General features: G+C 45.3%; 17 protein-coding genes. 8 read left to right on the top strand and 9 right to left on the bottom strand.

Annotated features, from left to right (window positions below; all coding sequences use genetic code 11):
- Positions 1 to 46 precede the first annotated feature (46 nt).
- The 4 genes from cydB to CWC22_RS24215 all read right to left on the bottom strand — a co-directional run bounded on the left by cydB (position 47) and on the right by CWC22_RS24215 (position 3,814).
- A complete protein-coding gene (cydB, locus tag CWC22_RS24230; protein WP_125556966.1) occupies positions 47 to 1,045 on the bottom strand; it encodes a cytochrome d ubiquinol oxidase subunit II in 999 nt (332 codons plus the stop codon).
- A complete protein-coding gene (locus CWC22_RS24225) occupies positions 1,038 to 2,381 on the bottom strand; it encodes a cytochrome ubiquinol oxidase subunit I (protein WP_138539508.1) in 1,344 nt (447 codons plus the stop codon). The genes cydB and CWC22_RS24225 overlap by 8 nt, the downstream gene beginning before the upstream one ends.
- Before the next feature lie 126 nt (positions 2,382 to 2,507).
- Positions 2,508 to 3,053, bottom strand: a complete 546-nt coding sequence (locus tag CWC22_RS24220) for a GbsR/MarR family transcriptional regulator (RefSeq protein ID WP_046005214.1) — start codon at positions 3,051 to 3,053, stop codon at positions 2,508 to 2,510.
- Positions 3,054 to 3,223: 170 nt separating this feature from the next.
- On the bottom strand, positions 3,224 to 3,814 hold the full coding sequence (locus CWC22_RS24215; RefSeq protein ID WP_125556962.1) for a carboxymuconolactone decarboxylase family protein: 591 nt from the start codon (positions 3,812 to 3,814) through the stop codon (positions 3,224 to 3,226).
- Positions 3,815 to 3,895: 81 nt separating this feature from the next.
- Between CWC22_RS24215 and CWC22_RS24210 the strand changes: the two genes are divergently transcribed.
- On the top strand, positions 3,896 to 4,477 hold the full coding sequence (locus CWC22_RS24210) for a MarR family winged helix-turn-helix transcriptional regulator (protein WP_230090679.1): 582 nt from the start codon (positions 3,896 to 3,898) through the stop codon (positions 4,475 to 4,477).
- 6 nt (positions 4,478 to 4,483) lie between these two features.
- On the opposite strand, the gene CWC22_RS24205 is transcribed toward CWC22_RS24210, so the two are convergent.
- Together CWC22_RS24205 and CWC22_RS24200 are read right to left on the bottom strand one after the other, a co-directional pair.
- Entirely contained in the window at positions 4,484 to 4,942 is a 459-nt protein-coding gene (locus CWC22_RS24205) for a nuclear transport factor 2 family protein (protein WP_125556958.1), read from the bottom strand.
- Positions 4,943 to 5,020: 78 nt separating this feature from the next.
- Entirely contained in the window at positions 5,021 to 5,218 is a 198-nt protein-coding gene (locus tag CWC22_RS24200) for a hypothetical protein (protein ID WP_171045141.1), read from the bottom strand.
- 263 nt (positions 5,219 to 5,481) lie between these two features.
- On the opposite strand from CWC22_RS24200, the gene CWC22_RS24195 reads away from it, so the two are divergent.
- Complete coding sequence (locus tag CWC22_RS24195; protein WP_171045142.1) at positions 5,482 to 7,128, top strand: sensor domain-containing diguanylate cyclase; 1,647 nt, start codon at positions 5,482 to 5,484, stop codon at positions 7,126 to 7,128.
- A 273-nt stretch (positions 7,129 to 7,401) separates the two neighbouring features.
- Positions 7,402 to 9,972, top strand: a complete 2,571-nt coding sequence (locus CWC22_RS24190; protein WP_138539512.1) for a putative bifunctional diguanylate cyclase/phosphodiesterase — start codon at positions 7,402 to 7,404, stop codon at positions 9,970 to 9,972.
- A 30-nt stretch (positions 9,973 to 10,002) separates the two neighbouring features.
- Here the strand turns inward: CWC22_RS24190 and CWC22_RS24185 are convergent, their stop codons facing one another.
- Positions 10,003 to 11,331 (bottom strand): IS4 family transposase, encoded by a 1,329-nt coding sequence (locus tag CWC22_RS24185; RefSeq protein ID WP_195879861.1) that lies wholly within the window; start codon positions 11,329 to 11,331, stop codon positions 10,003 to 10,005.
- Positions 11,332 to 11,453: 122 nt separating this feature from the next.
- Positions 11,454 to 12,476, bottom strand: coding sequence for a ferrochelatase (gene hemH, locus CWC22_RS24180; RefSeq protein ID WP_138539307.1), 1,023 nt, complete (start codon positions 12,474 to 12,476; stop codon positions 11,454 to 11,456).
- Positions 12,477 to 12,695: 219 nt separating this feature from the next.
- Between hemH and CWC22_RS24175 the strand changes: the two genes are divergently transcribed.
- Complete coding sequence (locus CWC22_RS24175) at positions 12,696 to 14,246, top strand: methyl-accepting chemotaxis protein (RefSeq protein ID WP_138539306.1); 1,551 nt, start codon at positions 12,696 to 12,698, stop codon at positions 14,244 to 14,246.
- Here CWC22_RS24175 and CWC22_RS24170 read toward each other — a convergent pair.
- Positions 14,243 to 15,577 carry an HD domain-containing phosphohydrolase gene (locus CWC22_RS24170; RefSeq protein WP_171045131.1) on the bottom strand — a complete coding sequence of 445 codons (1,335 nt, stop codon included), beginning with the start codon at positions 15,575 to 15,577 and terminating at the stop codon, positions 14,243 to 14,245. The genes CWC22_RS24175 and CWC22_RS24170 overlap by 4 nt on opposite strands.
- 109 nt (positions 15,578 to 15,686) lie before the next feature.
- Here CWC22_RS24170 and CWC22_RS24165 point away from each other — a divergent pair, with 109 nt between their 5' ends.
- The 4 genes from CWC22_RS24165 to CWC22_RS24150 all read left to right on the top strand — a co-directional run bounded on the left by CWC22_RS24165 (position 15,687) and on the right by CWC22_RS24150 (position 22,422).
- Entirely contained in the window at positions 15,687 to 16,229 is a 543-nt protein-coding gene (locus CWC22_RS24165; protein ID WP_125556946.1) for a heme NO-binding domain-containing protein, read from the top strand.
- A 96-nt stretch (positions 16,230 to 16,325) separates the two neighbouring features.
- A complete protein-coding gene (locus CWC22_RS24160) occupies positions 16,326 to 17,294 on the top strand; it encodes a sensor histidine kinase (RefSeq protein WP_125556944.1) in 969 nt (322 codons plus the stop codon).
- A gap of 513 nt (positions 17,295 to 17,807) precedes the next feature.
- Entirely contained in the window at positions 17,808 to 20,933 is a 3,126-nt protein-coding gene (locus CWC22_RS24155; RefSeq protein ID WP_125556942.1) for a glycosyl hydrolase family 18 protein, read from the top strand.
- A 52-nt stretch (positions 20,934 to 20,985) separates the two neighbouring features.
- Positions 20,986 to 22,422: a lytic polysaccharide monooxygenase gene (locus tag CWC22_RS24150; RefSeq protein WP_138539304.1), complete on the top strand. Its 1,437-nt coding sequence runs from the start codon at positions 20,986 to 20,988 to the stop codon at positions 22,420 to 22,422.
- Positions 22,423 to 22,501 lie beyond the last annotated feature (79 nt).

Below are 22,501 nucleotides of genomic sequence, written 5' to 3'. Positions count from 1 at the left end.
GGCAGCGTGCGGGCTGCCTTTTTGGTTGGGCTAATGCAAGTGAAAATCAGTAGTAGCTCAGGTCCTGTGTTTTTCCCCAGAAAACCCGATAAGAGAATAGTGTGTAACCGATGATTGCTGGTACCACCAGTACGACGCCGTATAGCATAAAGGTGAGTGCAGACGGGTCAGCAAGTGCCTCATATATGGTTAATGTGCCAGGGACGACAAAAGGGAAAAAGCTATAGATAAGACCAAAAAAGCACAGTAAAAATATCACCACTGTGATGGCAAAGGGCAACCAGCAACCTTGATCTGGGGTCTGTTTGAGCTTTACTAGCACTCTGTCTTGAAGCACAAAAAGTACCATGCAGATAAGGGGCAGTGGCAACAATAACAGGCTTATCTCGGTGCCAAACCAGCGCGTCTGAACGTAAGTGTTTATAAGTGGGTTTACCACCGAGACCGCTAATACGCCCAACAAAGCAATGAGATTGCTCACCCGGCACCAACGGATAGCCGAGTTTTGTATCTCACCTTCGCATTTCATGATCAACCAGCCAGCGCCTATTAAGGTATAAGCTGCTATGACACCAACCCCGCTGAGTGCTGCAAACAGGTGGCTCGCCAGACTGTGCTCAAACGACATCACATACAGGCCCAGCATATATCCCTGTGAAAAAGCGGTGATCAGGCTACCCAGTTTGAAGCAGCGATCCCAGGTTTCACGGTAGCGTGTTTTGGCCTTGGCACGAAAATCGAATGCAACGCCCCTTAGAATTAAACCCAGCAACATAAAAGCGATAGGCAGATACAGTGCCTGCAGTATGATTGAATGTGCGGTGGGGAAGGCAATGAGCGCAAGACCGACAGCCAGTACCAGCCAGGTTTCGTTGGCGTCCCAAAAAGGGCCAATAGAGGCAATCATAGTATCGGCAGCGGGTTTATTTTGGCCCGGCAACAATATACCAACCCCCAAGTCATAGCCGTCGAGCACAGCATACACTATGATCGCAAGTGCCATGAGTGAACTGTAAAGCAAAGCCAGGTATTCAGCACTAAACATATTGACCTCCCTGAATCGGTGTTGTCTGATACTCTTCAACTTCTATGGCATTACGCGCGGTATAAAATAGTGTTTTAATATAAGCTGTGAGTAGTACAGCATAGACAGTAAGATAGCCTACTAATGTAAGCAGCACATGCTCTCCCGGGACACTGGTGACTAGTTCTTCAATTTTTATTAGCCCATTTACCATAAAAGGTTGGCGTCCAATTTCTGTGACATACCAGCCTGCCAAAGTAGCAATCCAGCCAGAGAAGGTCATGGCTACTAGTATTTTAAGTTGCCAATCTGGCAGCGTTGAATGCCGCCACAATGTGTAGCGTGTCACTGCCGCCACTAGGATCATGAGTAAACCCATCCCCACCATTATTCGGAACCCAAAAAAGACAGGTTTAACCGGAGGGTGCTCACCTTTAAACTCGTTCAGACCTTTGATCTCACCGTCTAGCTTATGAGTGAGGATCAAACTGGCCAAGTTAGGAATAGCGACTTCAAAATGATTCGTTCGGGTACTTTCATCAGGAATTGCGAATAGCAACAGGGGGGCACCTTGCTCAGTCTCCCAGACCCCCTCCATTGCGGCTACTTTTTGCGGCTGATGCTCAAATGTGTTCAGGCCGTGCAGGTCTCCGACAAACATCTGTAGTGGTGCCAGTAGTGCAGCAACACTTAGCGCTACCTTCAATGTCAATTTGGGGGCATGCTTGTGGTCGTTTTTTAATAGCCGATAGGCGCTAATTCCTGCTACCAGAAAGGATGCTGTGAGTCCGCTGGCCAGGAGCATATGAGCAAAGCGATAACCAAATGAGGGGTTGAAGATTATCTCAAACCAGTTGTCAGGATAGAACACGCCATCGACTAGTGTGTAACCAGTGGGGGTTTGTAACCAGCTGTTTAAAGAGAGTATCCAGAATGCCGACAGGGTAGTGCCTACCGCTACAATGAGGGTAGAAAAGGTATGCAGACGCGGGCTAACACGTTTCATACCAAATAGCATAATACCGAGAAAGGTGGCTTCCATAAAAAAGGCTGTGAGCACTTCATAGCCGAGCAACGGTCCGGCTATGTTACCTATGCGTTCCATAAATCCGGGCCAATTAGTGCCAAACTGAAAAGACATAGTAATGCCGCTCACCACACCCAGCGCGAAAGTGAGTGCAAAAATTTTAACCCAAAATCGATATGCTCTCAGCCATACCTGCTCGTCAGTTTGGCCGTAACGGAATTTAAAGAAAACCAGGAACCAGGCCAAAGCAATGGTTATGGTTGGAAATAGAATATGAAAGCTAATATTTGCCGCAAATTGAATACGCGACAACAGTAGGGTATCAAGCATGACGCACCTCGCATATTATATCAGCACAAGCTTTGCCTGGGTTGGGTAAGGCAATCTGGCTGACACGACTGTGATGCGCGGGCACGAGCCGCGCATTGTAAAGAAATCCTTTTCAAAGCCACTCAGTCAGGATTTTCTGAGCAGCTTATCCTTCAAATCAATTACTTTGCTAACAGATGAACCCAATTTCATTAAGGATTGCAGTTGTTCAGGCGTAAGCCTTTGTAATTCCGCCGACCATTTTGTCACTGTCTCTAGTAGATCATGGATAGACTGCATTTGCTCTTGCGCGTATTTTTCTTCTGGTGAATTTGCGCTGTCCAGAATCTGGTCACGTAACAGGGTCAGGGTAGGGTCAATTTCGCGTTTGCGGCGTTCTTCAAACACCCGGTTAGCCAGGTCCCAAATGCTGCCATTAGGGGAGTAATACTCTTTTCTGTCTCCAGGGATATGATGGACTTTAACCAGTTGCCATGATTGCAGCTCCTTGATACCCATACTGACATTACCACGGGAAATCTTAAGCGCTTCTGCAATTTCATTAGCAGTCAGGGGCTTTTCGTTGATAACCAATAAGCCAACCATCTGGCCTATGGTACGGTTGAAGCCCCAGCGGCTTCCCATCTCTCCGCAGTGGAGAACGAAGTTTTCGATTTTAGGTGATAGCTGCATTTTTAAAGTTTCAGTAATTATTGAAACTTTAATATATAGTGCGTTTTGATTTGGATCAACCCAAATATTCAACTAATTTAATTGCGGTTCAGGCAAGCAAAAATGGGAAGCAGACAAGCACTGCTTTCCCATCGGTTGAAGGATGTTCGTTTTAATCCGAGACTGGATGGTTATTTGGTGTGTTTGCCTGTTTCCCAGCGCTCATTAAGCAGTGTTTCTCCTGCATCAATGGCGCCTGCTTCCAGTGTAGTCGCCATAGAGTCATTCCAACGATTGAGGTAACCAAATAAAGCGATAACACCCAATATTTCGACGATTTCACCATCATCCCAATGTGCCTGCATTGCGGCTTCAATTTCGTCATCAACGGCATTTGGTACACTGGAGGCTGCTAGTGCAAACTCAAAAGCGGCCTTTTCAGCGTCATTAAACGCGTCACTCTCCCTGAACTGCCAAATCTGAGCCAGCCTTTCATCGCTGCCGCCGTAGCGTTGCGCCGCTAAGATAGTATGGGCTTCGCAGTAGCGGCATCCAGTATTGGCACTGGTGATATAGCCAACCAATCTTTTTAACTCCGAAGTAACCCGGCCATGGTTTTCCATGACGGCTTTATTCAGATTAATGAATGCACGCGCAATTGCCGGGCGGATTTGCATGGTTAACACGCTGTTAGGACAAAAGCCAAGCGTTTCGTTGAAAAACTTGGCTAATTCTGCCACTTCCTGATCATGCTCTTGAGACAAAGGCTTAACTAAAGGCATACTGGTTTCCTGTAAATGTTTATTGTGTTGCATATGCAACAACTATATGTGTAGAGGTACAAATTGTCCAGTGACAATGATATGAAAAATGCCATTGCTAACAGAAAGCGTGCGTTAGCAGTAACAAATCCACATAAGGAAGCACTTGATTTGGCAGAGCATGTGCCATTTCAGGTCGCGGTAGTCAGTAACCTGTTATCACTCGATAGGGACCCGGTGATCCGCTCTTTGACTGAGCTCAATACCCGCGAATTGCGAGTATTGTTGAACGTTGGGTCCTATGGACCCATTACAGCTGCGGAAGTGAGCTATCAGTCCCGACTGGACCCCTACTCAGTAACGCGTGCTGTTAATGCCTTGCTAAAACTTGAATTGGTACATGCAATGGAATTAGCTGGCAAGAGTAAACCTGTAGTATTGACAGAGGCGGGTGAAAAAATCTATCGAGAAGTCACCGTTCATGTGCAAAAAAGAGAAGCCATGCTTACCGAGCATATGTCTGATGATGAAAAGGCACAATTAAGTGCCTTATTGATGAAGTTAGAATTAACCGCGGAAGAAATACTTGCCAATGAAGTCACCGAAATGGAAGCTCAGGGACAAGCAGTGACACGTGATCATAAGGAAATGCAGCGCTGGTATAAACGCAGCAGGCAGCGCTAGTTTTTGCTATAAGGCATCCATACGATCGATTTCGACTCTTCGACTGCTAAAGCGACATTGGTTTGTGTCGTAATCAAAGATATCTAAGTAACGGCCGCTGATGATCTTTGTCGTCGTCGGCTGCGCATTATTTTTCAGCAGTAAAATAAAGTGAGATTCGCCGGCAAGAACGTCGTTTTGGCGGAACTGACGAGAGGAAGTCATCATATGAACGGTTTGTGTGTTACTGCGCGCTTTATTGAAACGGTCGACAATCTCGGTCTTGTTATGGAGTGAAATATTGAGTTTCTCGACGTTAAAGCGTGCATTATCTGTGAATAGTGCAGCATATTGATCCTCGTTTCCTTTATCGCGTACTTCCGGGTAGCTATAAACGAGATCCTGGCAGGTTTTTACGTGGGTGGGTTGCTCGTAAGAGGTACATCCACCCAGTAAAAAAAGTAGTAGTAGTGAGCGACGATACATGTGCTAGGTCCTGTTATAAAATTGTGACTGGATGATTACACAGTTTTATTCAGACGCCAAGCGTTGGGGAAAAGAGGGTTAAGGCTTTTTGTGGGCTGCTTTGCCTGTATTTTTTAATGCTTCGCGTGCTGCAATCATGCGATACCCAAGTGCGCAAGCTATGTAGGCAAGCACCAAGGCACTGCCGGTAAGCAGGGTGTCTTTATCCTGAACAAACATCCACAGCATAGCTAACGCAATACTTGCGAAAGTAAAGTGTGTGACGAGTGGGTTCATTCGGGTTTTCTTTTTCATTACGGTAAAACTGAGTTGGTCAAATATCGAACATATTATAATGCACAGCGTTTAAACATGATAGTAATTTACGTAATTTATTTTTCTGTGTAGTTAAAAAGTACTTGTTGGTTGTTTGTTTCTCATCCTTTGAGTGATCTATGATTATGTCCCCTGCGTGTCTGTTGCGATTTAAAGCATGTGTAAGCGGTTTAGGCACAGAGAGTTTGACCCAGAATAAGTTCTTTCTCCCACAGTATTTTACAATGACATCAGTAGCCATGTTCGTGCTGATGTTGGAGGGAATAGTGAAAATCATCCGTCGCTGGAAGTTGGATCTTAAGCAGCTCATATTAATACTGGTCAGTGCCGGTATCGTGTTAGCTGTGTATAGTGCATTAATGGCTAGCTATCGTGTACACGAACGAGCATTTATTAAAGACACGCTTGCTGCGAATCAGGCATACGCAAAAAAGCTTGCCACCGTTACGGAGCTATTTTTGCAATCGCTAAATAGCCAGTTACGCGTCAGTGCCGGTCACATTGCTAATCATTTTGACGATAGCCATGCTATCGATGTTGAATTGGCGCGCTTGCTTACCCAAACGAACAGTTTTGATTCTCTGGTTGTCATTAATGCGCAGCGCAAGATCATCTCGGCTCAGCCATCCAGCCTCGCGCTCAAAGGCCTAACATTAGATCCATCATTATCCTTGCCGATAGAGCTACAGCAACCCCACATTCTTGATCCATTTGTCTCGCCTGCCGGTAACTTGTTGGTGAGCCCGACATTTCCGATTTTTACACCAGACGGTACTTATCTCGGTTTTATTGCCGGCGGGATCTATCTGCAAGGTGATACCATTTTAAATCAATTATTGGGTACTCATCATGCTTCTGAGCACTCCTATGTTTATGTTGTAGATAAAAGTAAAAGGCTGATCTATCACAAAGATAATATTAGAGTGGGTGAACATATTCCGGGTAATGTCGCGATTAACGCTGTATTGAGTGGTCAATCTGGAGCCGTTGAGGTACTTAACAGTCAAGGTGTGGACATGCTCGCGGGGTTTGCACCAGTATCCACCACGGGGTGGGGCATAATTAGCCAACGTGCCCTAACTAGTATCATCGCTGAGTTAGATTTGACACATACTAACGTATTGTATTCCACGTTGCCGTTTGCACTGGCTATATTTGTAGCGACTTTGTGCGCCGGGTTTCTTATTGCGAGGCCTTTGGCGCAGTTAGCTCAAAATGTTAGTTCACTGAGTCCCGGAAATCTACGTTGTATCGATGAAACGCCGGCCTGGTATTTTGAGGCAGAAAACCTAAAATCAGCGATCCTGAACAGCTCTGAGCTACTGGGTCAGGAGATCAGGGAATTGGAAGAAGACAGAAAAATGGATCCGCTCACTAAACTCAATAACCGGCTGGCAATGCAATTATGGTTGGATAATGTCAAAAACATGCATTATCAGTTCTCAGTTATGGCACTGGATGTGGATCATTTTAAGTCTATCAATGATGAGTTTGGTCATGCTGTTGGAGACGAGGTGTTGTGTGCTTTGGCGAATGTGATGAAAAAGAACGCGCGCAGTCATGATTTTGTGTGTCGTAGTGGTGGGGAAGAGTTTCTGATTTTTATGCCATTTGTGGATGCAAACCGCGCATTTAGCGTAGCAGAGCGGTTACGTATTGCGATAAGCGAACACGCCATGCCTTTGTCCAGGCCTGTGACGGTGTCGATTGGCATTGCCTGCTGGCCAGCGCACAGTAAAAGCATAGATGAAACACTTAAAATGGCAGACAAGGCACTTTATCAGGCGAAAAACAAAGGCCGAAATCAAACTTGTCAGGCTAAGCTCTCTACACATGCCGCGAATCATGATGTGGCGCGTCACGCTGTTTAGCGCTTAATTTTTGTAAACATTATTCGGTTTTACTAAGGAGTGTTTGAACCTGATCCCGTGTTGTGGTATGAATAATATCATACAGCTGGTCAGACTAGGTTTACTACTTATCCTTATTTGACTTTGTAGAGCACAGGGATTGACGATGCTAAGAAATAAGTTCGATTTATTGATCTGTATCGAGAACAAGTCTTGCTTTTAATTCTATCATTGCAATTTGTTAAAATACCTGTTGATATTGAAAACAATAAAATATAAGAACTTAGCCGAACAATGACTTTTTCATTTAGTACATTTTACAATTTGTGTAGTAGTGAGGCGCGCTATGAATTGGCGCTCGATTTGATCTATGAGAAGTTCAAGCCGGCTCATTGTTTGATTGGCAAATTCATTGATGCCGATACTCGGGTCAAAACGGTTGCCTATTCTGTTGATGGTAATCGCTCAAACGATATTATCTACGACCTCGAAGGAACGCCCTGTAACGACGCCAAAACCAGTCAGGGGGTTTGTTCTATTAGTTGCAACCTGCAACAAATGTACGCAGAAGACGAAATCCTAAAGATCTTTAATATTGATGGATACCTCGGCGTGACATTGCGAGCACTGGATCATAAACCGATTGGTATAATGGTTTGCTTGTTCGATGAAAAGGTGACCGTCAGTGACGAAGATAAGCATTGGTTCCGAGAGCTCAGTTTGCTTGTTGGGGCTGAGTTAAATCACAACCTTGAAATTGCGGCGCAGCAAATCCTCGTTAAACAACTGGCAAAGGGAGAGCGTATCGCTAAGCTAAGCTCCTGGAGCTGGAATATTAGCCGCGATAAGCACATATTCAGCCATGAAATGCGTCGCCTTTTGCAGCATCGTGAAGAAACATTGACTCTTGATGACTTTACGAACTGCTTAACAGAAGCTGATCAAAAGCGGCTGAGGGTCATTATACAGAAGCTCAGGACGGGCCATCTTGATTACATTGACGTTAATGTGGCGCACAAAAAGCGTACTAATTTGCGTGGCCTGTATCGCATTATAGGTCGTGTCGAGCAGTGTGAAGAGCAACGTGACGAGCGTGTTTTTAGCGCAACGGTTCAGGATGTTTCCTATATTTATTCATTGAATAAGCAGCTTGAGCTAACCAATGTTGTATTTGAACACGCCACTGAAGCCATCATGATCACCGATGGTGAAAATAAAATCATAATGGTAAACCGTGCTTTTGAGCGTCTAACTGGATATACCGGTCATGAGTTGATGGGGCGTGATCCTTCTGTGCTGTCCTCGGGGCAACATGGTGATGACTTTTATCATCAAATGTGGAATAGCCTGATGAGTGCAGGCTGCTGGAAAGGCGAGATATTTAACCGCCGAAAGAACGGCCAGATCTTTCCTGAAGAGTTGACGCTTAGCCTGGTAAAGGATGAGCAAGGTGACATTGTCAATTATGTTGCGATTTTCCGGGATATCACCGAGTGGAAGCGCAACGAAGCACAGCTCATGTTCTACGCGAATCACGAGCCTTTGACTGCGTTACTTAATCGCCGCTGCTTTATTGATATCGTTGAAGAAAAAATTTCCGCAAGTCGTAGCCTGCACACACCCTGTTCTTTGTTGTTTATCGGCCTGGATCATTTTAAGGAAGTAAATGATATTTATGGTCCGGAAATTGGCGATAAAGTGCTGGTTTCGGTAGCAAAAAGATTGCGGAATGGGATTAGGGAAAATGACACGATTTCTCGCTATGGCGGAGATGAGTTTGCAATTTTGCTTGATAATACCGACGTTAAAAGTGCATTACAGGTTGCCAAAAAGCTTAGCGACAAAATAAAGCAGCCCTATGTATTCAATGACTTGACGGTAGAGCTTAGTGCGAGCACAGGCATAGCTCAGTTGGAAAATCGCGGTCGGATCACGGCTGCTAAGTTTATTCGCAATGCAGCGCATGCGCTTGAAAGCGCCAAGAAAACACATCGCGGGCACGTGGCACTTCACAATGCCGCAATTCAAAACGCCTATCTGAATAAAATTAAACTCAAAGACAAACTGAAAGCAGCGCTTAAAGCTAACTTGCTGACGGTTTACTACCAACCCATCGTTGATGTGCAGCGCGGTAAAATTGTTAAATTTGAAGCGCTTGTTAGATGGTTCGATGACGAACAGGGCATGGTCTCACCGGGCACCTTTATTCCGATTGCGGAAGAATTCGGTTTGATACACCTGATAGGGCAGTTTGTTCTTGAACAAGCCTGTCAAGATTTGAAAGTGTTACATTCGCAAGGCTATGATGAAGTTAGCATTTCGATTAACCGCTCTGTCAATGAGTTTAAAACCAGTAATGATCAGTTTAAGCTGGTGACAGAAGCGATTGAAAAAGCGCAAGTACCCTACGATAAAGTGACGCTGGAAGTCACTGAGTCTATGGCGACGAATCGTTATACATGGGAACTGTTATCGAAACTGAGAGCGCAAGGCGTCAAAATTGCGTTAGATGATTTTTGTACAGGCTACTCTTCGCTGAGCCATTTGGTAGAAAATCAGGTTGATTATCTAAAAATTGACAAGTCTTTTGTCGACAGCCTGATGGCAGATAGAAACAAAAAGGTGATGATCAGTTGTTTGCTGAATTTAGCTCAGGAGTTAGGCATCAAAGTCATTGCGGAGGGTGTTGAATCTCAGAGCCAGCTTTCGATGCTGGAACAGTTAGGGTGTAACCATATCCAGGGCTTTTATTACAGCCCGGCGCAGCCACTATCTGCTTGTTTACGTCTGCTACAGGAGTTCAATTCAGGTCAGGTATTCAATGACGAGCTTATTTATATAAGCAAATCATCACAACAACACTGAAAATAAGGGGCCAAATCGGCCTAATGCCAGTCAGTTAAGCTGACTGGCATTGTTTTTTCTAGCTGGGTACTTACTTGGCTTTGGTTTTATGGCTCGAGGATAGACCCGATCTTCTCGTCGTGTCGGCAGCTCAAAGTGACCCAATGTTTGTATTAACATCTCATAGTGTTTTGGGATGTTTCCCGGGCTGGCGAGGGGGAGTCGCCCTAAGTAACTTAATATCGCGTTGGCGCAATTACTAAAGCTTAATTGGTTGGCCCATATTCCTTTACGAGATGCCGCTTGAGTCATCACCTGACGCAGCAAGTTGTACCCCAGGAGTAAGCCCCACAGCTCTTGCTCAACCATATCTGATTTTTTGCTTCTTAGCGTATATTCATTGTTTAAAAGTGTCTGCTTGATTTCTCTATAACCCAATTCTATTTCCCAGCGGTGGCTGTAAAGCTCAACTATTTCTTCTCCAGGAAACCTCTGTGCATCTATCATCGATGTGAGTATTTGATATTCTTTGTTTTTAATTTTCTTCGTCACAAGTCGGGCTTCTACATACGCAGGTAAATCAGGCGATTGCTTATGAGGTTGTGGAGTTGTTTTCAAGCGCACCAACTTGTCTAAGCGACCATTAGATTTAATCACTTCAAACTGAAGCCCTTTCTTCACCGGTATTAACCAGTGCCTCTCGGTGCCATGTGTTTGCCATTGGTGGAGCAGGTTTAATGAGTAGAATCCTTTATCGAACATCGTGAGGCTGTGGTCTGGCGTGGTGGCAACTAATTTTTCTGCCAGCTTCATTTCATTGGTTTTATATCCGCTGAAAGCACTGCTGATAAGTTGATGGCTGGTCAGCTCCATATGACACACCATTCGAATTTGTGGAAAAGCGGTTTCGCCATGCTGATTGCTGGGGGAGCCAAAACATTCACGATTTTCAGGCGTGTCTTGAGCTCGCCAAGTAACACCGTCGACGGCCAGGAGGTTTAACCCGCACCAAGTTTCAAAGTTTGCTTGCTGATAATAATGCGCAGCCATCATTTCAAAGGCATTTTTGACACTGTCTTTACCGAGTCTTCGCCTTCCCTGAACAAGGGCGCTTGGGGCGATTAATTTGCTATCTCCAGGCAGAGCAATTTCCATGTGGGAAGCTAAATCCCAAACCGACTGTTGACGAAAGAAGCTCATACCAATCACAGTCCACATCACAGCCTCGAGTGGAAGCCTGCGTTTTCTGATAGTTGCAACGCCAGCGCGTTGAAAGGCTTGCTCCAGTATTTCGGCATCCAGAAAGTGATTAAGTTTTTCAAAGGTAACACTTTCGGGCAGTTGCTCAAACGCACTGCAAAAGGCTTGTTCTAAAGACATAAAAAAATCCAATATCAGAAATGATATTGGATTTTGAAGCCTTTAAAAGATCGGTCAACTGATCTATTTAATTCTTAACTGATCGGCATTAGCCAAATCGGCCCCTTATTTTATATATCGCTCTATCTGATATAAGGTTTCAGGATGTCGAATAAAGCCGCTAAGTGATCTTCTCTGTCATTCAGCGCTGGTATATAGTGGTACGTTTCACCACCCGCTTCGATGAAGTACTCGCGGTTTTCTTCTTCAAGCTCTTCTAGTGTTTCCAGACAGTCCGCACTAAATGCTGGGCTGAGAATAGCAATTTCCTTTACCCCCTGAGAAGCCAGCTCTTTTAGCGTGACATCCGTATAGGGTTGTAACCATTCTTCCCGGCCAAATCGGCTTTGGAAAGTCGTCATGACGATGTTTTTGTCTAATTTAAGCTGCTCACACACAAGTCGAGTGGTTTGTTGACAGAAGCAATGGTAAGGGTCGCCGTTATCGAGGAATCGTTTCGGTGTGCCATGATAAGAAAAAAGTAGCTTTTCTGGCAGGCCATGTTTGTCTATGTGCTCTTGAACTGAGTTGGCAAGGGCTGTGATATAGCTTGGTTGCTTATGATAGCCATTAATAAAGCTGAGGCTCGGCACCCAGCGCCAGGTTTTCAGTACGTTTGCAACCGCGTCGAACGTTGAGCCTGTTGTTGCGCTTGAATATTGTGGGTAAAGAGGGAAGACAACGATGTTAGTGATCCCTTTTGAGCGAAGTGCTTCAAGGCCGCTTTGGATAGACGGGTTACCATAGCGCATTGCCATGACCACCTCGACATTGTCGTAGTTTTGTTCTTTTAGTAATGCACTCAGTTTATTACACTGGTCTTGTGTAATTTGTACCAGCGGCGATCCCTGATCTGTCCAGATACTTGCATAGGCTTTGGCCGATCTGCTTGGTCTGACTCGTAAGATGACGCCGTGCAGTATTAACCACCAAAGTGCTCTGGGCAGCTCTACGATACGAGGATCAGATAAAAACTCACGAAGATAATTTCTTAGTGCAGGTGCATTCGGGGCATCCGGGCTACCCAAATTGGTTACCAGAACGCCGATTTTTTCATTAAATCTGTTCTCGTGTGGATTATCAGTAATGGCAGAAAGCTTTGGCACTCACGGCTCCTTTGGTGTGTTCTGTTAGCCTTGCTATTCTACATAAAAGGCTAGAGTGAAAAAACGATTTTCGGTTGTACGTACTTGGCGTTGAGTTAGATCTCGTTATTTTGTCTTAAAAAAATGGCAAAATACAGATTTGTTATTGCAAAAACAGCGCATTAGTCGTATTTTCTCGCTTCGCAGAAGCAATTGATAGCATAGAATTCGAGTTTAAACATGCGATTAAATCACCCCGTCACCAATCAGGAAAAACGCTTTTCCGCTGACACCCGACTAATTTCAGTGACCGATCTGAAAGGCACAATACTTGACTGTAATGAACATTTTGTAGAAGTCAGTGGGTATGCCAAAGATGAATTAATTGGCCAGCCACATAATTTGGTTCGCCACCCGGATATGCCCGAAATCGCATTTAAGACTATGTGGGATCAATTAAAAGAGGGTAAACCCTGGATGGGACTCGTTAAGAACCGTTGCAAGAATGGTGATCATTACTGGGTAAATGCGTATGTCACACCAATGACGGAAGGCGGAAAAATCATCGGCTATGAATCTGTCCGTAGCTGTCCGGACCGTGAATCTGTGACTAGAGCCGAAGCGCTTTATAAACGGGTTAAATCAGGTCAACGTGATCAAGTGAAACTACCCAAGCTACGTGCAATCTGGCCTTCACTGGCAGTGCTTACGGCACTCTTTTTATATCTATCAGTGAATGAAATGCTTGGGTTCGGGTGGCTGATTGCCAACACACTGGCGTTGTTTGCTTATAACACTTACCGCGATAACGAACAGCTGGGCAGGATTGATAAAGTGATGTCGCACAGTTTCTGTGATGATATTGCTACTCAGGTTTACTCCCCATGGAGTGGCAAGATGGCTCAACTACACGTTAAATTGCTAAGTGAGCGTGCGCACCTGGATACCATTATTACGCGTATTGAATTCGCTGCAAAGGGTGTCGCTGGTGGTGCGAAAGAGAGTAATAGTAAGAGTATCGAAACCTCTCAATGCCTGACAAAACAGCAACTCGAAACTGAGCTGGTTGCCACTGCGATGAATGAAATGGCAACCACCATCAATGAAGTCTCGCATAGTGTCCAGGCCAGTTCAGAAGATGCTAAAGGGGTACTCGTATTGGCCCAGGAAAGTGCACGCAGCTCGGAAGAAACGCGCGCTTCAATAGAAAGTTTGGGTGCAACCGTTGTTGATATTAAGGATTCAGTGTTAGGTGTGGCAAAACAAACATCTAAAATTGCAGAGGCGGCACAGATCATTGAGCAAATTGCAGAGCAAACCAATTTGTTGGCTCTGAATGCTGCAATCGAAGCGGCAAGAGCCGGGGAGCAAGGTAGAGGCTTTGCTGTAGTTGCAGATGAAGTGCGTCATTTAGCACAACGCACGCAGGAGTCGACTAAAGAAATCCATGCGATCATCGAACAGTTGACGCAAAGCACACAAAACGCCGAATTCATTGCAAAGCGAGGAGAAGATGAGTCTCGTCAGGGCATTGAGCAGCTTTCACATTCTTCTCAAAAATTAGAAGGGATTTATCAACTGATAGAGAAAATCAGCGCGAGTAGCATGCAAATTGCCACGGCTGTGGAAGAGCAAGCAACGGTCTCTGAGGATATTAATCAGCAGGTGGTTAGCATTGCAGCACTCGCCAACACAAGCGTAAATAGCTCAAATGAAATGCATGTGATCAGCGAAGAATTGACCACAGTGGCAAATGATATGTATGAACTCGTTGTCAGATTTAAACGCTAAGTTTTAATCAGTATTCTAAACGGGGTTGGTTTTTGTGATTCGAGCTGTTGCAGTTTCGCAACCGTTGCAGCGGTAAAAACATGCCCCTTGGGTAACAGCATTATGCCTTTATGGCTATGAATGGCCAGGCCCAGTTCCATGCCTGGCTTGAGTTTTTGTGCATCAAGGATATTCATTGACCCCACCTGCTCTGAGCCTGTTCCGTCAGCTTGAACAGATTGCTCTAATGCAGCCACTACCTTAGGGTGATAAAAGGATCCACTGTACATTTTTATCATTTCCAATGCATGAGCGCGCTGTTCTTTTTCTGGGTTATTGGTTTTTAGCAGGTGTTCTACGTAATCTCTGACTGCCGCAAGAATGTGCGCGCCTATGGGGATTTCTTTGCCTTTCAAGCCTTTCGGGATACCTTGCCCGTTGTACTTTTCATACTGATGGTAGATAGCTTCGCCAACATCACTCAAATGCTGTGCCGGCATGAGCATCAGCTGTGCGGTCGCTGGGTGCGTGAAAAATAATTTTCGTTGCTGGGGACTTAACTGTTCGACAGGTCGATTATAAAGAGCGGGATCCATTGCCAGCAGCCCTACTTGCGCCAAGTAACCAGCCATCTTGGTTAGTTGTATGACTTTTTCACTGAGCCCAAGTTTATGTGCAACAAGGCCACAAAGATGAGCAATGTGCTTTGCCAGATCAGCATTGATATAGGGGTTAGCATTAATAAAATTGTACAGAAGTTCTACGGTTGCTTTATGCTCATCTTGTTCTCGTTTGTTAGCCGTTTCAAGTTGACGAAGTACTGTTCGGATCTGAGCAGTACGCTTTTCTACTAACTCTTCGAGATTGCCATTGAGCACTTTCAGTTGTTCGTTTTGTTTCCTAACCTCTTCTTGAAGTGCCAGGTTGTATTGTTTAAGGCGATATTTTTCGGCGGCATCTTTAATAACGTGGATAAGGGCCTCATTCTGCCAGGGCTTTTGAAGAAAGTTATGGATACCGCCTTCATTTATGGCTGCGATCGTTGAATCCATATCCGCGTAGCCAGAAAGTAAGATGCGTTGTGACTCGGGTGATACTTGCCTCGCTTTGGTCAGGAATTCAACCCCATCCATTTCTGGCATTCTCATGTCTGAGATGATCACTTCAAAATCATTTTCATCAAGTGCCTTGAGTGCAAGCTCTCCACATTCATATATAGCGACCTGCATGCCAGCCATACCCAGCGTTCTTCTGAGTACTTTAAGCACGCCAGGCTCATCATCCAGGCACAATACTCGAACAGGCCCGGAGGGAGGCGTAGCAATTTCAGGTTCTTGGCTGTGTTCCATCATAAATCAATGACGTAAAGCAATAGGTAATATAAAAACTAGTCTAAACTTTGTTTTATAACAATTACTGCAGCGAGTTTGGTGCTAATTTATGTGGTGTAAGGAGTGAACAATGAAAGGCATAATATTCCGTAGTTTAGAAGAACTGGTTATCGAAAACCTAGGTATGAGCGCATGGAATGCACTATTGGATGAGCATAGCCCGGAACATCGCAGTTATGTATCTGCTGTCTCTTATCCGGACGAAGAACTGTATGCGCTGGCAAATGGTGTTGCTGAAAAAATGGCTTTACCTTTGCCTGACGTATTAAGCGTATTTGGTCGATTTTTGTTTGGCTCATTGGCTGCCAAGCATACTACTGTGCTTGCAGAGCTGGATACATTCGAAAAGTTGATTATGGCAATAGACAGCGTGATCCATGTTGAGGTGGCCAAATTATATGATGAGCCGAATCTGCCAAAGATTGAAGCTACGATTGTCAATGATACGGAGATATTAGTAGATTACCAATCACCCCGAAAGCTAGGGTTCTGTGCCGAAGGGCTTATCTATGGTGCGGCCGATTACTTTAATAAGCAAATAGAAATATCGCATAGTCGATCTATAACGCAAAGTGGTGAACACACCCAGTTTATGGTGAAAATTTTGGCGTGAGTGCCGAAAGTATGATGCGATTTATGGGTTAGGTCTGTCTTTTCCGGCAGCAGGGCTGATGCTGTTGGTTCCCAAGGTTGAGTGCAAGAGGTGACTATGTCGCAAGGTGACAATGAATATTACAAGGCGTACCGCAGAGAAAAGCAAGCTCGTGATGAGCTTGAAACGCTATTAGAAGACAAAACACGCTCTTTATACCTTGCCAACCAAGAGCTTGAGGCTAATCTGACGCAGCTAAAACGACAACATGCCGCTATTTTGCAGAGTGAGAAGATGGCGACGCTCGGTGTTATGTCAGCGGGCGTGGCACACGAAATAAATAATCCTTTGGCTTATGTTAACAGTAATGTGGCTACACTGGGGCAGGTCGCTAAAGGCGTTGCGGAATTGATTAATACAAGTCAGCAATTTTCAGACAACGCAATTGATCAGGAGGCGTTTAAAGAGGCGTTTAAGAACCTGGAAGCACAATATCAGCTGGGTTTCTTTGCGGAAGATGCAGAAGATCTCATCGAAGATTGCCAGGACGGTTGTCGGCGTATCGCGACTATCGTCGCAAGTTTATTGGATTTCGCTCGGCCCAAAAACAATGAATTTGTGATGGCTGATATGACAGAAGCGATTGACAGTGCGCTGGGCTTGCTTGCTAATCAGCTTAAGCACATTGAACTGGTGGTCGAAAAAGCTGATATCCCACTTAGTTATTGCAATCTTGCTGCGTTAAATCAGGTGATCATTAACTTATTGATGAATGCCAAATATGCTTGTGAGCAGGGTAAAGCACTAGGGAACTGCCCAACTCCTCAAATCAAACTGATCGTCAGTCAGTTACAGGACCATATCCTGATCGAAATGATTGATAATGGTACCGGTATAGAATCCGACATATTACCGCATATATTCGAACCTTTTTTTACCACCAAACCTGTTGGGCAGGGGACCGGTATGGGTCTGGCTGTTGTGTATGGGATTATCTCAGAGCATAAAGGCACCATTAATATTGAAAGTAAGCGTAATGAAGGTGCTAAAGTCTCGCTAACATTGCCTGTCATCATTGCCAGTTAATCACGCAGATAGTCTTCATTAAGATTTCTATTCCTTCAAAATAACTTCTGAACAACCTCGTTGTACCTCATTTAATGTCAAATCATGCCTTTGTTACAGCGTTAACGTTGACGTTAACGTGATGTTATTGGTCTGACCTGGTTGGTTTCTTATATAACTATTGGTTATAACTTATGTCTAAACGTGATCTTCAGAATTGCACGTGAAAGATAAGAAAAACTTATCCGAATACATAAGTTTTTCTTTCCTATGTTTCTAATTTGTTTCTAACTGATTGTTCTTTATGCAATAGCGTTGAATATATGAACTGTAATATATGAATTTAACTCATTTAATTGGGGTAGGGTCAAAATGAGAAAAAGTCCATTCATTTGAATAATTGGTAGGTAAAAAGGATGGTTTGTGAGGTTTTGTTGGTTAAAAAGTAGTCATGCTTACGTTGACGTACTTCATTTCTATGTTAGCTTTACTTTAAAAATGTTAATCACAAAAACAGTAAAGGTTGAAGAAAGTATGAAAACGAGAAACAAATTCAAGATGGCACTGCAGCTCAGCGCAATCGCTATTGCTATAGGCTCAACACATGCAAACGCGTATGACTGTACCGGTCTAAATCCATGGCAATCTGGTAATGCCTATACGGGTGGTCAGCAGGTCGAACAAAATAATAATGCTTATGAAGCGAACTGGTGGACGCGTTCTGAGCCGGCAACGAATTCTGGTGACTGGCAGGAGTGGACTTGGCTGGGTTTGTGTGACAGCGCTGTCGAAAATAAACCGCCAGTAGCTAGTAACTTACAGCCAGTTTCCGGTACTGAATTCGTTGCAAATGACAGCGTTGCCATCAGTGTTAAAGCCGTCGATTCAGATGGCACTGTGAGCAAGGTCGAGTTTTTTGTTGACGGAAGCCTGGTTGCCACTGACGTAAGCGGCACCGCGGATATGTTTGACGCGCAATGGAATGCCAGTGTTGGTACGCATGATATCAGCGCGACAGCCTATGATGATAAAGGTGCTGCATCTAACGTATTGACTAGTCAAGTGGTTGTAAAGCCAGCAGATACTGGTAACAAAGCACCTGAAGCGCAGCTTGTTATTAAGAGTCAGCCAGCGGAATTGATTGTTGGTTCGCAGGTCGTTTTCGGCTTGTCTGGTAGCGATATGGACGGCCAGGTAACCAAGTTGACGTTTACGGTAGATGGTGTTGATGTTGTAACAACCAATGGTAGTGCAACGGACCATACCTGGACAGCGCAGCAACTTGGCCCAGTTACATTTACTCTAACAGTAACTGACGATAAAGGCGCTACGGCTAGCGTTTCTCAATCTCTGACCGTTGTTGAGCAGGGCCAGGGTGGACGCGACGACTGTAAACCTGAAGGTTTGTTCCAAACACCTGGTGTGAACACACCTTACTGTACTATCTATGATGTCGATGGCCGTGAAAAAATGGGTACAGATCACCCTCGTCGGGTTATCGGTTACTTCACGAGCTGGAGAAACGGTGCTAATGGCCAGCCTTCTTACCTGGTGAATGATATTCCATGGGACAAAATAACCCATATTAATTATGCTTTTGCTCATGTTGACGCGAACAACAAGGTGTCAATCGGTGACCCTGCAGCACCAGGCAACCCCGCTACAAACATGGAGTGGCCAGGCGAAGCGGGTGCTGAGATGGACCCTGCCTTACCTTATAAAGGTCACTTCAACTTACTTAACAAATATAAGAAACAACATCCGGATGTTAAAACTCTCATCTCTGTAGGTGGTTGGGCAGAAACCGGTGGCTACTTTGGCAGCGATGGCAAGCGCGTTAACAGTGGTGGCTTCTACACTATGACGACCAATTCTGATGGCAGTGTTAATCAGGCTGGTATCGATGCGTTTGCGGCAAGTGCGGTCGAGTTCATTCGCACCTATGGCTTCGATGGTGTCGACATTGACTATGAATACCCGACTTCAATGAATGACGCAGGTCACCCAGATGACTTCCCAATTTCTAATGCGCTACGTGCCGGGTTGAATGCCTCTTATCAGGTATTGATGAAGCGTTTACGTGAAGAGTTAGACAAAGCCGGTCAGCAAGATGGCAAACACTACATGCTAACTATTGCGTCACCTTCTTCTGGCTATTTGCTGCGTGGTATGGAGACCTTCCAGGTTACTAAGTATCTGGATTACGTCAACATTATGTCTTATGACCTGCATGGCGCATGGAACCAACACGTAGGCCACAATGCTTCTTTGTTTGATACTGGTGAAGATTCAGAACTTAAAGCATGGAACGTATACGGCACTGCTGAATTTGAAGGCATCGGTTATCTGAATACTGACTGGGCTGTTAAATACTTCCGTGGTGCGCTATCGGGCGGTCGTATTAACATTGGTATTCCTTACTACACGCGTGGTTTCAAGGATGTCCAGGGTGGGACTAATGGACTGTGGGGCCAGGCAGCCTTCCCAGATCAGGCAAACTGTCCTCCGGGCACCGGTAAAGGCGAGAAGAATAAGTGCGGCAATGGCGCAGTGGGTATCGATAACCTTTGGCATGACAAGAATGACGTGGGCCTGGAAGTACCTGCCGGTTCTAACCCGCTGTGGCATGTTAAGAACCTGCAGTCTGGCGTGTTAGGAAGCTACCTGGCTGACTATGGTCTGAACCCAGTTACAGACCCTGAAGATGCATTGACCGGTACATATGCACGTCATTATGACTCTGTTGCTGTGGCGCCTTGGTTGTGGAACGCAGAGAAAAAAGTGTTCTTGTCTATTGAAGACGAGGAGTCGATGGGCACCAAAGTTGACTATGTTATCAACAATGGCCTGGGCGGCATTATGTTCTGGGAACTTGCTGGTGACTTTGACTACGATGCCGCAAAAGGTGAGTACTTCATGGGGTCGAGCCTGACAACGCTAGCATACAATAAGTTTAATCAGTCTGGTGCGCCTTACGATATTCATCCGGGGAATGTGAACTTCCAGGTTCCTGCGGAATCCGTTGATGTTACCTTCACCGCTAAAGATTTCCCACTAGGTGATGATAACTATCCAATTGCGCCAACATTTGCGTTTACCAACAACTCTGCCATTGATTTGTCAGGTGCGAAGATCACATTTGATGTGCCAGTTGCAACATCGGCAATCTTTAAGTCGAACTGGAATGCGCAAGAGAAACTGGGTATGGCGGTTGAAGCGAATGCCTCTAACGCTGCTGGCAACAACATTGGCGGATTTGAGAATGAGTTCCACCGCTTCTCAATCACCCTGGTAGACGAGTGGGGCAACATTCCGAAGTCGTTCGCACCGGGTGAAACGGTCAATGCTCAGGTAATGTACTACATGCCTATTACAGGTCCGGTTAACTTTGTTGCTGAGAAAGACGGTAAACGTTACGCATTTAAGTTCGAGTATCCGAAATTGCCAGATGCAAAACCAGGTGATGGTAACGGCGGTCCAATCACAAGCTGTGAAGGTGTGCCTATCTCTCAGATTAAAGTATACCCAGAGTTTCCAAAGGGTACTCATGCTGCTCAGGGTGACTTAATCATCGATGGAAATGGTGTTTACAAAGCGAAGTGGTGGAGCAATAAACAGCCATCAGTAAGTTCGGATTACACCAAGGTTTGTAGTTTGTAACCGACCCAATTTCAAAGGACAGGGGCTTCGGCCCCTATGATAGAGGCAAACTATGAAAACGTTTAAATTACTATCACAGCAGAGCGCAATCAGCGCATTGGTATTGTCAGCATTGTGCTACAGCGACCTGGCTGCAAGCCATGGTTACATGGATTTTCCGCTTGCGAGGCAGGCTATTTGTGAAGACCAAGGAGGGTACTGGTGGCCAGAAGATGGTTCCAATATCCCCAATGCTGCCTGTCGGGCTGCTTATCTGGAATCAGGCTACGTGCAGTTTATTCAGGAACACGAATTCGCCGTTAATACGCCAGATTACAACAACCAACAGGCTGTAGAGAAGAATATACCAGACGGCACTCTCTGTGCGGCGGGCTCACATGAAAAACGTGGCATGAATCTGCCGTCAGCCGATTGGCAAAAGACAGAGGTTCGTCCTAATGCAAATGGTGAGCTGGCAATTCGCTTTCATGCGACGACACCGCACAACCCCAGCTTCTGGAAGTTCTATCTGACCAAGCCTGGGTTTAACCCGGCGACAGACGTCATGACGTGGGGCAGTATCGACTTGATCACAGAGATTGGTAACGTAGATTTTGTCAAAGATCCGGATGGTAAACGTATTTACGAAATGACCATTCAGATACCTCAAGGCCGTAGTGGCGACGCTATTTTGTATACGCGCTGGCAGCGCAATGATGTCGTTGGAGAAGGCTTTTACAACTGTAGCGACATTAACATAGTGTCTGATTCGCAGCCTACCGACTGGTACGCAGCTGGCTATTTTGTTAGCCGGGGACAGATTGCTAACGCTGGCGACCTCGTGTGGGCGCGCGTTTTTGACCAAAACGGCCAGGAAATTGTCAAACATTCTTTAGCAGTCACGGCGCAAAATCAGGCCAGTTGGGCGACTGTGCTGGCAGGTCAGCTGAATGCAACCTATGCCAATGATGTTCAGGTCGGTGTCAAACAGACTAATGGCGACGTGGTGTTCGATGAAGCGAATTTGCTTAGTAATCAGGTGTTCGTAACAGATGCGGCGTACACCTATAACCTCACTATCGTACCTAAGGCGCCAAACACGCCTCCTACGGTTCATCAACCTGACCCGGTTGTGATGGATGAGAATGCACAAGTACAGGTACACGTGCATGCCTTTGATGATGAACAGACCGAGCTTGTATACAACTGGACACTGCCTGCTGGGCTCTCTATGACAGGCAGCGGCGCCACTATCTCTTTACAAAGCGGTGAAGTCTCAGCAGATACACAGTATACCGTGTCGGTAGCTGTATCGGATGGTGAATTAGTTACTTCCAGAGACTTCACTGTCACGGTTAAGGATGTACCTGTATCAACTTTTCCTCAGTGGAAGGCCTCTAAAACTTACGTAGGTGGCGATAAAGTCTCTCATGGTAATAAAAACTACGAAGCCAAATGGTGGACACGTGGTGAGGAACCAGGAAAAGCACAGGTCTGGAAAGCGCTTTAGTCAGACAAAACAGTTTTAAGCAGTACCAATAACTCACCCCTCGGGGTTTGGATATAACATGTAAATAAGGTTGAGAAAG

Source organism: Pseudoalteromonas rubra, assembly GCF_005886805.2.
Taxonomy (GTDB): domain Bacteria; phylum Pseudomonadota; class Gammaproteobacteria; order Enterobacterales; family Alteromonadaceae; genus Pseudoalteromonas; species Pseudoalteromonas rubra_D.
The sequence above is the reverse complement of the archived record's forward strand: the minus strand, read 5'-3'. Positions and strand labels throughout refer to the sequence as shown.

Bases quoted from the DNA above. Each gene is read 5' to 3' on its own strand.
- CWC22_RS24200 (WP_171045141.1), bottom strand. From the start codon at position 5,218: ATGAACCCACTCGTCACACACTTTACTTTCGCAAGTATTGCGTTAGCT.
- CWC22_RS24215 (WP_125556962.1), bottom strand. From the start codon at position 3,814: ATGCCTTTAGTTAAGCCTTTGTCTCAAGAGCATGATCAGGAAGTGGCA.
- CWC22_RS24205 (WP_125556958.1), bottom strand. From the start codon at position 4,942: ATGTATCGTCGCTCACTACTACTACTTTTTTTACTGGGTGGATGTACC.
- CWC22_RS24210 (WP_230090679.1), top strand. From the start codon at position 3,896: ATGAAAAATGCCATTGCTAACAGAAAGCGTGCGTTAGCAGTAACAAAT.
- CWC22_RS24195 (WP_171045142.1), top strand. From the start codon at position 5,482: ATGACATCAGTAGCCATGTTCGTGCTGATGTTGGAGGGAATAGTGAAA.
- CWC22_RS24175 (WP_138539306.1), top strand. From the start codon at position 12,696: ATGCGATTAAATCACCCCGTCACCAATCAGGAAAAACGCTTTTCCGCT.
- CWC22_RS24225 (WP_138539508.1), bottom strand. From the start codon at position 2,381: ATGCTTGATACCCTACTGTTGTCGCGTATTCAATTTGCGGCAAATATT.
- CWC22_RS24160 (WP_125556944.1), top strand. From the start codon at position 16,326: ATGTCGCAAGGTGACAATGAATATTACAAGGCGTACCGCAGAGAAAAG.
- CWC22_RS24165 (WP_125556946.1), top strand. From the start codon at position 15,687: ATGAAAGGCATAATATTCCGTAGTTTAGAAGAACTGGTTATCGAAAAC.
- CWC22_RS24150 (WP_138539304.1), top strand. From the start codon at position 20,986: ATGAAAACGTTTAAATTACTATCACAGCAGAGCGCAATCAGCGCATTG.
- CWC22_RS24185 (WP_195879861.1), bottom strand. From the start codon at position 11,331: ATGTCTTTAGAACAAGCCTTTTGCAGTGCGTTTGAGCAACTGCCCGAA.
- CWC22_RS24220 (WP_046005214.1), bottom strand. From the start codon at position 3,053: ATGCAGCTATCACCTAAAATCGAAAACTTCGTTCTCCACTGCGGAGAG.
- CWC22_RS24155 (WP_125556942.1), top strand. From the start codon at position 17,808: ATGAAAACGAGAAACAAATTCAAGATGGCACTGCAGCTCAGCGCAATC.
- CWC22_RS24190 (WP_138539512.1), top strand. From the start codon at position 7,402: ATGACTTTTTCATTTAGTACATTTTACAATTTGTGTAGTAGTGAGGCG.
- CWC22_RS24170 (WP_171045131.1), bottom strand. From the start codon at position 15,577: ATGATGGAACACAGCCAAGAACCTGAAATTGCTACGCCTCCCTCCGGG.
- cydB (WP_125556966.1), bottom strand. From the start codon at position 1,045: ATGTTTAGTGCTGAATACCTGGCTTTGCTTTACAGTTCACTCATGGCA.